This window comes from Mucilaginibacter sediminis (genome assembly GCF_051903035.1).
In the GTDB taxonomy this organism is placed as follows: domain Bacteria; phylum Bacteroidota; class Bacteroidia; order Sphingobacteriales; family Sphingobacteriaceae; genus Mucilaginibacter.
This window is the reverse complement of sequence record NZ_CP170602.1, coordinates 2,394,297-2,409,693: the sequence shown is the minus strand read 5'-3', so window position 1 is coordinate 2,409,693 and position 15,397 is coordinate 2,394,297. Positions and strand designations below refer to the sequence as shown.

Here is a 15,397-nt window from a genome sequence, read left to right as displayed (position 1 = left end):
TCATTAGTTCAATGGTTCATTAGTCTGCTTTTTCAGACCGGCGGCTAAAGCAATAAACAAAAAAAAGCGATTGGTAAACCCAATCGCTTTTTTTATGCAGTCAATAACCTGCGTACAAGACCAATGAACTAATGAACCATTGAACAAATGAACTAAAAAGACCCGCTGGTTTTCACCGGGCGGGTCTATCAAATCAATCAACTGTGAATAAATATCTTATAGTTTTGTAAGCGAGTATGTATTCGCATTTAAATCTAAGACAACTTTGTATGTCCCGGATGCGCTAACATTAATATTATCTCCACCAGCAACAAGTGTACTTCCTGTAGCGCCGAAATTAACACCCCAATCATGATTTAGCCGAAACTTTAATTGTTTGCCACCAATAAGGGCAATTGTTCCTATCCATTGCTGGGTAGCATTGCTAAATTGAAGATCCGTATCGCCACCCCATCCGCCTGGTGTAGCATCGCCAATTACCGCCCATAGAGTTTGTTTTGCAACCATGGTGTTTTTGTTGAGATCTAACGTAAGGAAATATGAACCGGCTGAGGGCACTTTAAAATTATCGCCACCATTGTAGGTTACAACCCCTGCCGATGTAATTCCGTATGAGTTAGTCCAAACTTTGGCGGGGGTAATTTTATATTCAAGATTACCTGCAGTAAAGTTAATAACACCAGTATAAACCCCATTGCTTGTAGCCGATTGAAGGCTATCGGCTGTTTCCGGTTTCCATCCCTGATAGGCACCAGGTACATATAGAAATGATATCAAAGCATAAGGTGTTACATTTAGGGTTACAACGTTTGAATAAATAGGCGTTGCGGTAGCACCGGTTAGTTGTGTTTTTAAACGGGCCTGCACCGTTGAATTTACTCCTGTGCTCAGGTTAAGTGCCAATATCATGGCATTAAAATCTAACACAGTGTAACTTTTGGTAGTAACCTTAGTGCCAATTGCAACTTCTTTCGGACTACTAAAATCGGAAGACGCACTTATCTGCAGCGTGTTTGTGACAGCTGCGCTAAAGCCGTAATTAGGTGATTGCAGCGTAAATGTGATGGCTGTTTTGTCCTGATTGGCTTTAGTTAAAACCAGGGTTGTTTCTGACGCACTTAATGTACCTGCTTTTGTGTTGGATGAAGCTACCACCTTATTACTTTCATCCTTTTTACACGACGTCAGCATAAGCAGCGTGATGCTGCCAATGGCTAAAACACGGTTTAAATTCTTTTTCATATACTTTTATGTAATTGATTTACCTTAAAAACCGATGCAGATGTAAACTTGCACCTGCATCAGTGTGATTAATATCCTGTATTTTGTTTCAAATTGGTATTTGCTGCAACATCGCTGCTTGGCAATGGGTAAAGGGTACGGAACGATTCAACACCTTTACCGCTTTTGGCACCGCCTTTAAATGGCCACAGGTAGGTATCCTCAACAAATTTTCCATAACGAATCAAATCTGTCCGGCGAAAACCTTCCCAATACAATTCACGGCCTCTTTCATCAAGAATATTATCAACAGTTAAGGTGGCTAAATTTCCGGTAATATTTCCATATGCACGTGTACGCAGTGCATTTACGTAAGCTAAAGCAGTAACAGGGTCGCCACCTGTGCCGCCACGCAAAACTGCTTCGGCATAAATAAGGTACATTTCGGGTAAACGGAAGATTGGAATGTCCATATCGGCAAAATCCAAACTTTGCGGGGCGCCTCCGTTTATTTTAACATTCTTAAATTTAGTTATGGCATAACCATCCGTAAAAGTGCCTATCTCGCTAATTTCAAGATTTTGGCCATTTGTGTAAAATTGTGCGCGTTTATCGGCACTCGAAGCGCCGCCCGGGAATAAGCTAACTAACGCTTTTGTGGTGCGCGCACCACCCCATCCACCGCTTATACCAAAATCTGATGCTGGCATTGAGCCACCCACAGGTGCATGGGTCATAAAAGTTGCACCACCATAGCTTTGCGTATGTAGCCCATCATAATTAATTGTAAGGATAAATTCATTTGTGTTCAAATTATTGTCGGCACGCATCAGCTTAGTATAATCGCTAATTAATGAGTAGCCAGCTCCGATCACTTTTTTAGAGTAGGTTATAGCGTCGGTATACCTTTCGGTACCGGTATAAACTTTGGCGTTTAAATATATTCTCGCCAATAATGCCCATGCGGCTGCTTTATCAGCACGGCCATATTCGTTGGTTTTAGGGTCGGCTAAACCGGCGTCAATTGCTTTTAATTCGCTTTCAACATAAGTAAATAGGTCCTTGCGCGAAATTTGTTTAGGTAAAGTTGAGCCCAGTGCATCGTTTTCTGTTACAAAAGGCGGGTTGCCAAACAAATCCATTAATGACGCATATTGATAAGCTCTTAAAAAACGGGCTTCTGTTTTAAATCTGCGTATGTTATCGGCATCGGTGCCAGAGATCCCCCTGCTGCTCAAATTTGCATCAGATGACTGGCGGATGAAATCATTAGCGAGTGTGATTTGATACATTGAGCGATAGTACAAGCCTTTTAAAAACACATTGCTTGATGACCAACTCATATTATGGAAATCGGGCAATCCCACATCTCCCCAGCCTATAACAGCTTCATCTGTTGATAATTCCTGGGCGCACCACAGTAAGCGGAAATAGTCAGAAGTACCTTCGTCTATACCCTGTATGTCGCCATTTCCGGCAGGCCCCTGGTTGCCTGTCAGCGCAAAACTTCCATAAACTTTTGCAAATGCCTGCTTATAACCGGTTGCGGTGCTATAAACCTGCGCAGATGTAATATCATTGGTTGGGAGCAGGTCGAGTTTTTTGGTACATGATACCAAACTACCGGATATCAAACCGGCGATTATTACTATTTTAATTGAATTTCTTTTCATGCTAAATCTTTATTATTATCAAATAATTATAGCGATAGATTTAAACCTATAACATAAGTACGTGGCCTTGGATAAAAGTTGTTATCGATACCGCCGTTTACTTCCGGATCTAAACCTTTATATTTTGTTATAATGAATACGTTTTGAACATTTGCGCTAATTCTCAGGTTTCCTGTGCTGCCAAATATTTTACCGAAGTTGTAACCTATGTTGGCATTGTCCATCCTTATAAACGACCCGTTTTGAACATAGTAATCAGACAATACATTTTTGTCGTTACTGCCGCTCAATCCACTTTCTAACAAGTTTGTAGAGGCATTATTGATGATGCCTATCGGGTTAAGGACACTGATTTTGGTGCCTGAGCCTGAGAATACGTTGTTGTAAACATAATTACCAACACTTGCCCTTGCTACGAAACCAGCTGACCACTTTTTATAAGTAACATTTGATGTTAACCCAAAGTAACCTTTAGGATCGGGGCTTTTATAATGATAAAGATCTTGGCCGTTTATTACGCCATCGTTGTTGCGGTCAACAAATACACCGTCAAGTGGCTTTCCGTCTGTACCATAAACTTGTTGATAAACATAAAATGAATTACGGGCATAGCCTACAGATTGTATCTGAATATTATTACCCGTACCTCCAGAGACACCACCGGTCGGGCTACCCGCATAGCTCGGATCATTTGAAATGGTAAGCTTGGTTATTTTGTTGGTATTATAAGTGGCATTGAAGTTCACATTCCACGTTACGTTCTTGTTTCTGATGATATCTGCACTGATATTAAACTCAACACCACTACTTTTTGCATCACCAATATTGGCTACAATTTCATTGGAAAAGTTTGTACCTGCCGGTTGTGAAATGTTATTTAGCAAATGTGTTGTTTTGCGGTTAAAATAATCAATACTACCAGTTATTCTGTTGTCGATAAAACCAAAATCCAAAGCTACGTTGGCAGCTGCTGTTTGTTCCCAGGTTCTGTTATAATAGTACCCATTTGGACGATAAAGACTATAAAAGGTATTGCCAAACTGATATTGAGCTGTGCTGTTACTTAAGTTATAATAAGAAATATAATCATAATTGCCAATGCCTTCTTGCTGTCCGGTAACACCATAACCTACACGCAATTTCAAATCAGAAAGGGCGGTTAAGCTTTGCATAAATGACTCTTGCTTGATTTTCCAGGCAAATGCACCAGATGGAAAAGTACCAAACTTTTTGTCGGGGTTAAACCTTGAAGACCCATCACGACGTACTGTTCCGGTTAAGATATATTTATCATCAAATACATAATTTAAACGTCCGTAGAAAGAGATCAGCCTGTTTTCTGGTTTATTAAAAGGATAAGTAGGAGAGGTAACCACTGTTTTATCATAAGTATAATCGTTATAGTTATAATTAGTGATCAAAAAATCCTGGTATGAATAGCCAGCTACCGCATCGATATGACTCGATATACTTTTAATATCCTTGGCATAACTTAGGTATCCTTCGAAAATTTTATTTGACTGTGTTTGCTTATAGATATTATTTGTACCGCCGTGGAACTTACCTGCGGGGTCTTTGTAGCGGTTATATCCGTTAGCTGCGCTATCGGGAATAATAGTATGACCATCTCCCTTTGAAATATCGTATCCTAAATTAACATTGGCATGCAATTCTGGTAAAAAGTGGAATTTATAATCAAGTTGCAAGTTGCCAATGCTGCGATAAACTTTGCTTCTGTTATCCTGTTGTTCAAGCAACCCAAGTGGGTTTAAACCAGCTAATGATCTTAAGCCAGAGGCGGAAGACGGATCAAGCCACTCATAATAGCCGCCAAAACGTTTGCTGCCCGAATATACAGGCTTTGTTGGGTCAAAACTAACGGCAGCCCCCACTGCACCTTCATTTGCAAACCTTTGTTTTACCTGCGAGCCCTTTACATTTAAGTTTACTTTTAAATGGTCGGTAAAGAAACTGGGGCTAAGGTTAATAGCACCTGTAAGGCGCTGCAACGAACTTGTTTTAAGGATACCGTCCTGGTCAAGGTAGCCAAACGAAACGCGGTAAGGCAATACTTTTGTAGCGCCGGATAAGCTGATATTATTATCAGTAGTCAGCGCTGTTTGATATATTTGTTTTTGCCAATCGGTATTTGCCGTGCCTAATTGCGCTTGTTGAGTAGTTGTTCCGTTTGCTTTTACATAAGCGCGAAGCTGATCTGCCGTAAGCACACTGGCTTCTTTCACTAACTTAGCAACAGAAAACTGGGAACTGAAATCAATAACAGGTTTGCCCGATTTACCTTTTTTGGTAGTAATTAAAATTACACCGTTTGACGCTCTGTTACCATAAATGGCCGACGCAGAAGCGTCTTTTAATATCGAAAATGATTCAATATCGTTCGGATTGATCAGGCTTAAAGGATTGGCGGCACCGGAGATGCCGCTGTTACTTACCGGCACACCATCGATAACAATAAGCGGATCATTACTTGCGGATAAAGAAGCACCTCCACGGATACGGATGGTACTTCCAGAACCAGGGGCGCCACTGTTAGACACAACCGAAACACCGGCAACTTTACCGGCAATCAATTGTTCGGGCGTAGTGATAACACCTTTCTGAAAATCTTTTGAGGTTACGTTTGCTATCGAACCGGAAAGGTCTTTCTTTTTCTGTGTACCATATCCTATAACAACAACTTCATTCAGGCTTTTACTGTCAGGCTGGAGGCCGAAATCTACAATAACTACGGAGCCGCCTACCGTTACAGCTTTCTTTAAAGCCACATAACCTAAAAACTTAGCGGTTACGGTAACGTTCCCGGTCTTAACACCGGTAATGGTGTAGTTACCATTGCCATCGGTAGTTGCACCTATGGTTGTACCGTCAATAGTAACGGCAGCACCGGGCAGGGGTGCATTGGTTTCGTCTAATACTTTCCCTTTAATGCTTCCTGTTTGGGCAAACGCCATTACTGACATCATTAGAAAGGCACAAAGAAGAACGTACTTTTTTGAGTAATTTTTTCTCATTTACTTTTTGGGTTTTTGTGAATTAAAAAGGCTTAATTAGCCGGTGTTAAATTGGTCTGATAATTTTGCTGAAACAGCACGCGACTAATTTACATTTAGAAATAATAAAAGCAAATTTTATATAAAAGATAATTTTGACCCCATTAATTAAGTTATAATTAACTTTAATGAAACACAAAAAAGGGCAGTACTTTTAATACTTTTTGCCTTTTTTTGTGGGAAATTTGCAAACTGGCTAACATTTATACAAAACTAAGTGTCAAAATTACACAATAGGCAATTTTACTAATATGCAACGATTTTCCGGGAACGTTCCCGGAAAATAATTGTCATCAAAACAATTAATAATGATAAAAAAAATATTTTTCTGCGCGTTTTGGGTTTTTGCCCAAACTTTTTTGCTTTTCGGGCAGGTAAAAACAACCTTCAAAACGGGTAAAATACCACCCCTGAAAAACCAGTCTGAAAGCCTGTTTTTGGCGGGTAATTTTAACGGTTGGAACCCGGCCGACAGTGCCTGGAAATTGCTCCCCGATGGCATTGGTGGCTACCGACTTTTAAAAGCAATGCCTAAGGGGATTTATAACTACAAAATAACACGGGGGAGCTGGGATAAAGTGGAATGCACTGCAACCGGCAAGCCTGCCGATAACCGCAGCCTTATAATTACCGGCGATACTATTATAGTTTTAGATGTTGCCGCCTGGCAGGATAATTTTGCCCCGGCTGAAAAGAAACATACGACCACCGCCCGGGTACATATCATTAGCGGTAAATTTGAGATGCCTCAACTGAACAGGCAGCGCCGCATTTGGATTTACCTGCCCGAAAATTATACTTCATCAAAAAAAAGGTACCCGGTTATTTATATGCACGACGGGCAAAACCTTTTTGATGAATACACCAGTGGTTACGGGGAGTGGGGTCTTGACGAGTTGATGGATAAAGTATCGCCGCAAAAGCAGTGTATTATAGTAGGAATTGATCATGGCGGCGATTCCAGGATCACCGAATATGATGCTTATGATTCAAAGTATGGCAAAGGACGCGGCGATGATTATGTAGAGTTCCTGGCAAAAACGTTGAAACCCTACATTGATACACATTATAAAACCGTGGCTGATGCAAAACATACTACAATAGCCGGTAGTTCGATGGGTGGGCTGATATCAATGTATGCCGCGTTAAAATATCCGCGTGTATTTGGCAATGCCGGCATATTTTCGCCCGCTTTTTGGATAGCCCCCCAAATTTACGATCTGGCCAAACAAAAAACCATCAGCCATAAAACCCGTTTTTATTTTGTTTGCGGCGATGCCGAAAGTGAAGACATGGTTGCCGATATGCAAAAAATGGCCTCGATCATAAAGAATAATGGGGCTAAGCCCGAAAACGCCCCGGTAACCATCATCAAAGGAGCCAGCCATAATGAAAAGCAATGGAACGGAGATTGGCCAGGATTTTATAATTGGCTAATGCAGTCGGAAAGTTTGGAAGTCTGGAAAGTCCGAAAGTAGCCTCAGATCTGAGCTTAGGGATATCAGGCAATTTTTGTTTTTTTAAAACCGCGACATTGTACCTGCCCGACATTTATTATCTTTCGGACTTTACCGACTTACGGACTTTCCGACTAACAAATGACTATCGAAGAAATATTAAAACAGTATTGGAACCATGATCATTTCAGGCCGATGCAGGCCGAGATCATCAAGTCTGTTTTATTGGGTCATGATACGCTGGCTTTGCTGCCTACAGGTGGTGGTAAATCTGTTTGTTTCCAGGTGCCTGCGTTAGCTAAAGAGGGGGTATGCATCGTCATATCACCGCTGATTGCCCTGATGAAAGACCAGGTTGAGAACTTAAAAGATAAGGGAATTAATGCCGTAGCCATTGTGTCTGGAATGGGTCGGCGCGAGATTGACCTGGCGTTGGATAACTGCATTTATGGCACGGTTAAATTTTTATACCTCTCGCCCGAGCGTTTACTGTCAGAACTGGTACAGGAGCGGATAAAATACATGAAGGTTAACCTGATAGCCGTCGACGAAGCACACTGTATCTCGCAATGGGGCTATGATTTTCGCCCCCCATACCTGCACATAGCCGATTTGCGCCAATTACATCCCAATGTGCCTGTGCTTGCCCTTACCGCAACAGCCACGGCTGATGTTAAAAAGGACATCCAGGATAAACTGCAATTTAAAAATCCGGTTATCTATCAGCAAAGTTTTGAGCGTAGTAACATCAGCTACGTTGTTCAGGATGCCGAAAATAAATTCAGGCGGATGCTGGATATTGCCAAAGGGGTTAAAGGCAGCGGCATCGTATATGTGCGCAGCCGTAAAGATGCCGCCGAAATTGCCAAATATTATAATGAAAACGGTATCAAAGCCGATTTTTACCACGCTGGTCTGCCTATGGACGAGCGTGCCGAACGCCAGGAAAGCTGGAAAAATAACCGCACGCGGGTAATTGTAGCCACTAATGCCTTTGGGATGGGTATTGACAAACCCGACGTTCGGTTTGTTATTCATAAAGATATGCCCGAAAGCCTGGAAGCTTATTACCAGGAAGCCGGCAGGGGAGGCCGTGACGGGCAAAAGGCTTATGGCGTGTTGCTATACACCCATGCCGACAGGCTGCGGCAGGAGAAGTTGTTTGAACTTAACTTTCCTACGGTTGATGAAATAAAACATGTTTACCACTGCCTTGCCAACTATTACCAGCTTGCTTATGAAGCAGGCGAAGGGCTTAGCTTTGACCTTGACCTGGGCGAATTTTGCAGCCGTTTTAAGTTGGATGCCATCAAAACGCTAAACGCCCTTAAGTTTTTGGAAAAAGACGAATACCTGTCGTTCAACGAGAGCGTTTTCCTTCCATCCCGGTTCAGGTTCGAGGTGGTTAACGAGGTGCTTTACAACTTCCAGATCCAGAATGCCGGCTGGGACCCGTTTATTAAAACGTTGTTGCGATCGTATGGTGGCGCGTTTGAAAATTATGTTAAAATCAAAGAGTATGACCTGTCAAGGCGTACTACATTAAGCGTTCAGCAGGTTGTTGAAGGGTTGTTGCAGCTACAGCAGTTTGGCTTAATTAGCTATCTTCAGCAAACAGATAAACCACAGGTTACTTATTTAAAAGCGCGGCAGCAATCAAACAGGCTGTTTATCAACAAGAACTACATCCAGGAGCGTAAGGAAACTTACCGCCAAAAAATGGAGGCAGTTTTTGCGTATGCTGTTCATAAACAGTGCCGCAGCCAAATGTTACTGGCTTATTTTGATGAGCCCAACGCCCGCAAATGCGGCATCTGCGATGTTTGCCTCGACGAAAAGCGCCACAAAAACGAAGATGAACTTTTTGATAACATTACCAACGAGGTTGTACAACTGCTCAGCATCTCAACCCCCGATATCGGCACATTGATAACCACCATCAACATAGGTACCGAAAAAGATAAAATGGAAACCATCCGCCTGCTGCTTGATGCCGGCAAAATAAAAACCGACGGGGAGAAGTATTATCTTTAATTGGTTCTGAGGTCTGAGGCCGGGATTCTGAGGTCTGAAGCCTCAGCCCCGATGGACGAGTGTGGTTTCGTTGCGAGGTAACGGAGCGAAATCGATACTTATGGTCTATATACTCCATCTCAGGTATCCCGAGCTTCGTTCCCGAACATTGTAACCCGATCTCAGTCCTCCGACCACAGATTCCAGTCCTCAGATCCTCCAAATTCACCGTATAAATTATACGCTTCACCGACAAAAAACCTGCATACAACTAATACACCGGAAACGGCTGTAACGATTTTTATTGGAGATCGTCATATAGGTGTATTTAAAAATAACAAAATAATTACTTGACAATCAAAATATTAATACCATGAAAACTAACTTAATAGCCATTTTTACAGTAATAGTTACCGTATTGGGCATCACAAATTCAACTTACGCATCTGTAGATAATAATAACAATAAAGGCGTAGTTTTAACCGATATCAGCAGCATCAATAAAATAGAAGTTTACGGTAACGTACAGGTATACGTTACTACCGGGACAGCCGACCAGGTAAAGGTTTACAACCAATATTATGCCGAAAGCGCTTTGGTACAATCACAAAAAGGTGTATTGAGGATTTCATCATACAAAACCGAAAAACTGGTGGTTTGGGTTACTGCAAAAGAGCTTTCCTCAATAACCGCTTATGATAATGCCGAAATAAAATCATTCGGAAACTTATCATCTATCGAGCTTGATGTTAAATTGTACAACAATGCGTCTGCCGATTTAAAATTAGATGCCTACAGCGCCAGTGTTACCATGAATGATCATGCAAAAGCAAATTTAAGCGGCAATGTAACTGAATATAGCCAGGTACGTAACATAGCATCAAGTGTTAACCGCACTTACCTGGTGACTGAAAATGCAACCGATAAATTAACCGGTGCACCAGCCAAAGCCGCCGAATATGCAGGTATATAATCGTTCACTGGTTCACTTTGGTTCATTAGTTCACTGGTTCATTAGTTCATTGGTCTTGCCTGCCTGTTGCAGAAAGACTTAGCCAGCCACCTCGCAAGGGTGGCTGTTTTTGTAGGTATTAGACGTTTGTCTGCCTGTCGTCGTATTATGCTCCCCCGCCCGAAAGCTTTTTGCCCGTTATGCCCGCGTTCCATGAACCATGAACCAATGAAATGTGCTAAAAAATCGTATATTTGCGTAATAACGGAAAATTATAGCTATTTCCCGATAGCCGCCACTGTCAATTTTTATTGATCAGGGTTCATTTTTATCCCCGCTGATACCGTTGCTGCCCGGAATTTAATTAATGAGATCCTCTTCATTTTGTGCCGATACCGAACTTTTGTTCCGTTGATCAGATTGATACAGTTGTAAACCGGGAAATGCACATTGTTTAACTAAATTTTAATAAACATGGCTAAATCGCAGGCAACATTCATGAAAAAACAACTCGAAAAAAATCGTCAGAAGAAAAAAGAAGATAAAGAACAACGTAAACTGGAGCGCCAGCAAAACGGCGGCGGCAGCGACCTGGACAGTATGATGGCCTACGTTAACGAGTTTGGCGAAATTGTATCTACTCCCCCCGAAAAAAAAGGATAACCCATCCGCTTTACAATATTATGTAGTGTAACACAATGAATGTTTACACTACATAAAAAATTGTAATGTTTTATCTATAAAAAGCCTCAATTTACCCCTTGTAATTGGTAGCTTTACGCTATGATCAACAAAAACCAGCTAAAAGTGATTATGGGCATTGGGTTGGTTTTATTTGCTACGGGTATTATAATGCGCAGGTACTTTCCGTTACTGCATCCTCAATTGGCATTTGTTATCAGTAGCTGCAGCCCTGCTATATTGACGGTTGGTTTTTTAAATCTGTGGCGAATAAGGCGGTCTGCCCGCAAAAATGTTTCAAAGCACTGAAAAATCTGCATTTTTTAAATTGAACCTTTTTAGTTTTCAATTGTCGTACCTAAAAAATACCGACGATTAAACTGCCATGAAAATAAACTTTTACTTACTGGTTTCTATTGCTTTGCTGGCATCCTGTTCTGGTAGCAATAACACAGCCGATAATGATACAACAATTTCAATACTTTCGCCGGCCGATACGCAATTGGGCAGTGCGCCAAATGCCCCGGCTGTAAACATGCGATATTGTTTTTTTTATACTGATGGTACACGGGCCCAGGATACAACCGAGGTAAGTATATTCATAAACGGCAATAAAGTTACCGGCGATATGTACTGGATGCCAAAGCAGAAAGATGCCCGGAAGGGAACTTTAACGGGTACGCTTGCGGGTAACGCTATTAAGGCCGTATGGAATTATACACAGGAGGGAAGTACCGACACTATGGCCGTTGAATTTCAACTACGGGGGAACGCGCTGGCGCAAAAGCCTTATCAATACGATGCCAAAACCGGCAGGCAGCAAACCAATAACTCGGCTGCCTATACCGTAATTTACAATATGAAAAATTGCAAGTAATTATTTAATTTAGATAAAATTATCACCATCAAAAAATGAAAACCAGGGACACCAGCATACTTTATCTTGTATTGGGATTATATACCCTCATGATCAGTTGGTATTATAACCATTCGCTGATTTTGTTGCTTATCCATTACCTTATCTGGCCGGTGTACCTGGTGTACGAATTGCTGATTGGCCACCTTGCCCACGGGCTTTGGCGTACAATTCCGCTATCGTATTTTAATTAGTATAGCTGTCAAAATATTTTTTACTATTTATGCCCGGTTAACAGCCGGGCATTTTTTGTTTTAAATTAGCTATCAGGTAGCATAGGAGCGCCCGGCCCGGTTGTTACCACGCAACGCTGGTTTATCAAACCTTTTCAACAACAACTGCTGTGCCGTATGCCAATACTTCGGTAATGCCCTGCATTACTTCGTTTGCGTCGTAACGCATGTTGATAATGGCATTTGCGCCAATGGCCTGGGCATGCTGTATCAAAAGCTGGTAGGCTTCTTCACGGGCGTTTTCGCAAAGCTCGACATAAATAGAAAGCCGGCCGCCAAAAAGCGACTGAAAACCACCGGCAATATTGCCCAGCGCGCTGCGGCTGCGTACGGTAATACCACGTACAACACCTAAATGTTTAACTATCCGGTAACCATCTAATCCGGTACTGGTTGTAATAAGCGAAGTATCCATTGTTTTATTTAGTTTATGTTGATTAGAGCGCAGGCAAGGCCAAATGTTACAATAATGACTGCTTACCGGTATTTACACAAGTACGAACTTTGAACGTGCGTTTTTACCTTGAATTTTATATTGGCCTCAACTTCAAAGGATTGACCCGGTGTGTAAGTTTGCCATTCATCTTCGGCAGGTAACAGTACATCCAGCCCGCCTTCAATAACGGTCATGGTTTCGTGGCTCGATGTGCCAAATTCATACTCGCCTTTTTCCATTACGCCGATGGTGCTTTTCCCTTCGGCACTGGTATAGCCCAGTGATTTTACCGTGCCTTCAAAATATTCGTTTACGTGAATCATATTTTTTAAATTAAGCGCCTAATATGCCTAAATAAAATCATTTGTTTAATAAATGCCGGCCTTAAATAATTCAAGGTAAAACTGCCGAATGTTAAAATATGTGAAAAAATTAACTTTGGTTGTAATTATTAATCTGCAAAGAGCGTTATTTGCATAAAATCTGCAAGGCGCATAGTTTGCACAAAATTTATATATGAGGAAAATTCAACTTATTGTTCTGTTACTTATATCGGCTATCTACTTCCAAGGCTGTAAAAAAGACGTTGTTACTTCTGCTTCTACCACATCTGATAAAATACTTGCTGCAAATATTAATGGTGTTGAATGGTACCCGGATACGGTTAACGCACGGATTACTTTTAACAGTACTACAAAAGTTAAAACCTTTTCGGTAATTGGTACTGCCGATTCAAAGCGGGTTATCTTTAATATCAATGTGCCCAACAGCACAAATACCAATAGTTTTCCTTTAGCAACTTACAAAGTAGACGGCACGGGAAAATTAAACATGACTTATTACACCCAACAAAGAAACGATGCTGGCGAATATGTATTTGTACAAACCGGCACTGTTGAACCGGGCTCCGGATTGGCTACCATAACTGCAATTGATACGGTTGCCAAAGTAATTACCGGAACGTATTCGTTTACCTCAAAAAAGGTTAATCTTAATCCTGATGGAAGCTATCAATCCATAGAAATATCGCAGATACTTTTAGGCACCTTCGATAAATTACCATATCAATTAGGAGATGGCAATTTATAGCCGGGCATAGCCAGGTATTTTGCAAAATATTAAAGCCCTCTGTTGAAAAACAGAGGGCTTTGTTTTTATATCCATTTTTTAGCTAAAGTCAAAACCGCCCTTTCCGGGCTACAACTAAACTACCAGGTGTTAAGCTGGTTTTGTAGGCGAGGGAGTTGTAGGCATAGGTGTGGGCGTAGGACTTGGGTTTGGCGTAGGTGCGGGGTTTGGAGTCGGGGTTGGGCTCGGAGTGGGTGTAGGGCTCGGATTTGGCACAGGTGCAGGTGTTGGCGATGGAACAGGTGCCGGGTCAGTAGGTGTTGGTGTTGGCGACGGTACAGGTGCCGGGGTTGGCGCCGGAGCAGGTGTTTTTGGCGTCTTTTTCTTTTTACCTGGTATAGTATCGGTTACCATACCTTTTTTTGCGATGATTCCGTTGTTGCCGGTACCATTAATGGCCGTATGATTGGCGGCAAAAACTACCGAACATGCAAATGATAATGCTACAGCTGCTGCTGTTAACTTTAAATTTTTCATAATAATTTATTTTAAATTAATAAATTAACTTAAATGATAACAGTGCCAATAAGTTTTAGTTTTCATTAATTGCGATAACTCTTTTTTTGAACAAGAAAACTACCAGCATTTTTAGTCATCAGCGACTGCGAAAGTGTGCCGCTCAACATTAGCGTTTTGCTAAAACAATATATTGCGTTAACGCTTTATGGTTTTGTATGGCATCATCAAACAAGTCTATTTATGCTGCGCTGGCGGCAAATTTGCTTATCGCTTTAACCAAATTTATGGCAGGCTTTTTTAGTAACAGTGCCGCTATGGTAGCCGAGGGGGTACACTCTGTGGTTGACACCGCCAACCAGGTATTATTGTTGTTTGGTTTGCACCAAAGCCGCAAAAAGCCCGATGCAAAGCATCCTTTTGGCTATGGTAAGGAGTTGTATTTTTATTCGTTCATCGTGTCGATACTCATATTTGGGCTGGGCGGGGGCGTTTCCATATACCAGGGTATTGCCCATATCATCACGCCCGAAGTTCCGGGTAACCCAACCTGGAATTACGCGGTGTTGGGCATGTCGGTAATATTCGAGGGTTCATCGTTGTTAATAGCGGCCAAAGAGTTTAACAAACTGCGTAGCGAGCTTTCGTGGTGGCAGGCTATTGTCAAGAGTAAAGATCCATCAACTTTTTTGGTGCTGTTTGAAGATAGCGCGGCCGTTATAGGCCTGGTTATCGTAGCTGTTTGTATGTTTATCGGTCATACTTATCACATTAATTATCTTGATGGCCTGGCCTCATTGCTGGTTGGATTGGTGCTCATATTTGTTTCTATCATACTGGCGCGCGAAAGCCGCAGTTTGCTCATGGGCGAGGGGATAGGCGCAAGCACTAAAAAACACATCATCGAAATTGTAGAGCAGGATCAGGACGCTTTAAAGCTCATGCACCTCATGTCAACCTATCAATCGCCTACCGAGGTTTTGCTCATGCTAATCATTTCGTTTAAAAGTAACCTGGATACCGCGGGCATTAATAATGCTATTATTCGCATCCGCAACCGGGTAAAAGATGAGTATAGCCTCATTCACTTTGTTATTATCCAACCAGATACCTTTATGGAAAAAGTAAGCCCCAATATGCAGTTGTACGTTTAATTGGTA

The 15,397-nt window shown here is 41.7% G+C and carries 14 protein-coding genes; 8 read left to right on the top strand and 6 right to left on the bottom strand.

All coding sequences use genetic code 11. The annotated features are described in order from the left end of the window. Positions 1 to 216: 216 nt before the first annotated feature. The 3 genes from ACFGVS_RS09355 to ACFGVS_RS09345 form a co-directional block, all read right to left on the bottom strand. A complete protein-coding gene (locus tag ACFGVS_RS09355) occupies positions 217 to 1,242 on the bottom strand; it encodes a SusE domain-containing protein (protein ID WP_274212687.1) in 1,026 nt (341 codons plus the stop codon). Between the two features lie 68 nt (positions 1,243 to 1,310). After that, entirely contained in the window at positions 1,311 to 2,894 is a 1,584-nt protein-coding gene (locus ACFGVS_RS09350) for a RagB/SusD family nutrient uptake outer membrane protein (RefSeq protein ID WP_274212688.1), read from the bottom strand. A gap of 26 nt (positions 2,895 to 2,920) precedes the next feature. Beyond that, positions 2,921 to 5,926 carry a SusC/RagA family TonB-linked outer membrane protein gene (locus tag ACFGVS_RS09345; protein WP_439698414.1) on the bottom strand — a complete coding sequence of 1,002 codons (3,006 nt, stop codon included), beginning with the start codon at positions 5,924 to 5,926 and terminating at the stop codon, positions 2,921 to 2,923. A 347-nt stretch (positions 5,927 to 6,273) separates the two neighbouring features. Between ACFGVS_RS09345 and ACFGVS_RS09340 the strand changes: the two genes are divergently transcribed. The 6 genes from ACFGVS_RS09340 (at position 6,274) to ACFGVS_RS09315 (ending at position 12,178) form a co-directional block, all read left to right on the top strand. Next, on the top strand, positions 6,274 to 7,443 hold the full coding sequence (locus ACFGVS_RS09340) for an alpha/beta hydrolase (RefSeq protein ID WP_439698413.1): 1,170 nt from the start codon (positions 6,274 to 6,276) through the stop codon (positions 7,441 to 7,443). 120 nt (positions 7,444 to 7,563) lie between these two features. Next, positions 7,564 to 9,456, top strand: a complete 1,893-nt coding sequence (locus ACFGVS_RS09335; protein WP_274212693.1) for a RecQ family ATP-dependent DNA helicase — start codon at positions 7,564 to 7,566, stop codon at positions 9,454 to 9,456. Positions 9,457 to 9,808: 352 nt separating this feature from the next. After that, positions 9,809 to 10,408 (top strand): GIN domain-containing protein, encoded by a 600-nt coding sequence (locus tag ACFGVS_RS09330; protein ID WP_274212694.1) that lies wholly within the window; start codon positions 9,809 to 9,811, stop codon positions 10,406 to 10,408. Between the two features lie 453 nt (positions 10,409 to 10,861). Next, on the top strand, positions 10,862 to 11,050 hold the full coding sequence (locus ACFGVS_RS09325) for a hypothetical protein (protein ID WP_090652016.1): 189 nt from the start codon (positions 10,862 to 10,864) through the stop codon (positions 11,048 to 11,050). Between the two features lie 403 nt (positions 11,051 to 11,453). Next, positions 11,454 to 11,945 (top strand): hypothetical protein, encoded by a 492-nt coding sequence (locus tag ACFGVS_RS09320; RefSeq protein WP_274212696.1) that lies wholly within the window; start codon positions 11,454 to 11,456, stop codon positions 11,943 to 11,945. A 35-nt stretch (positions 11,946 to 11,980) separates the two neighbouring features. Beyond that, the gene (locus ACFGVS_RS09315; RefSeq protein ID WP_090652013.1) at positions 11,981 to 12,178 is read left to right on the top strand and encodes a hypothetical protein; all 198 of its coding nucleotides are present in this window, start codon (positions 11,981 to 11,983) and stop codon (positions 12,176 to 12,178) included. Between the two features lie 124 nt (positions 12,179 to 12,302). Here ACFGVS_RS09315 and ACFGVS_RS09310 read toward each other — a convergent pair whose 3' ends face one another. Then, positions 12,303 to 12,632 carry a YbjQ family protein gene (locus ACFGVS_RS09310; RefSeq protein WP_090652012.1) on the bottom strand — a complete coding sequence of 110 codons (330 nt, stop codon included), beginning with the start codon at positions 12,630 to 12,632 and terminating at the stop codon, positions 12,303 to 12,305. Between the two features lie 62 nt (positions 12,633 to 12,694). Further along, complete coding sequence (locus tag ACFGVS_RS09305) at positions 12,695 to 12,976, bottom strand: pyrimidine/purine nucleoside phosphorylase (protein ID WP_439698412.1); 282 nt, start codon at positions 12,974 to 12,976, stop codon at positions 12,695 to 12,697. A gap of 193 nt (positions 12,977 to 13,169) precedes the next feature. Between ACFGVS_RS09305 and ACFGVS_RS09300 the strand changes: the two genes are divergently transcribed. Continuing rightward, on the top strand, positions 13,170 to 13,742 hold the full coding sequence (locus ACFGVS_RS09300; RefSeq protein ID WP_090652010.1) for a hypothetical protein: 573 nt from the start codon (positions 13,170 to 13,172) through the stop codon (positions 13,740 to 13,742). 129 nt (positions 13,743 to 13,871) lie between these two features. Here ACFGVS_RS09300 and ACFGVS_RS09295 read toward each other — a convergent pair whose 3' ends face one another. Continuing rightward, positions 13,872 to 14,258 carry a hypothetical protein gene (locus ACFGVS_RS09295; protein WP_439698411.1) on the bottom strand — a complete coding sequence of 129 codons (387 nt, stop codon included), beginning with the start codon at positions 14,256 to 14,258 and terminating at the stop codon, positions 13,872 to 13,874. A gap of 197 nt (positions 14,259 to 14,455) precedes the next feature. Between ACFGVS_RS09295 and ACFGVS_RS09290 the strand changes: the two genes are divergently transcribed. Continuing rightward, on the top strand, positions 14,456 to 15,391 hold the full coding sequence (locus tag ACFGVS_RS09290) for a cation diffusion facilitator family transporter (RefSeq protein ID WP_439698410.1): 936 nt from the start codon (positions 14,456 to 14,458) through the stop codon (positions 15,389 to 15,391). Positions 15,392 to 15,397 lie beyond the last annotated feature (6 nt).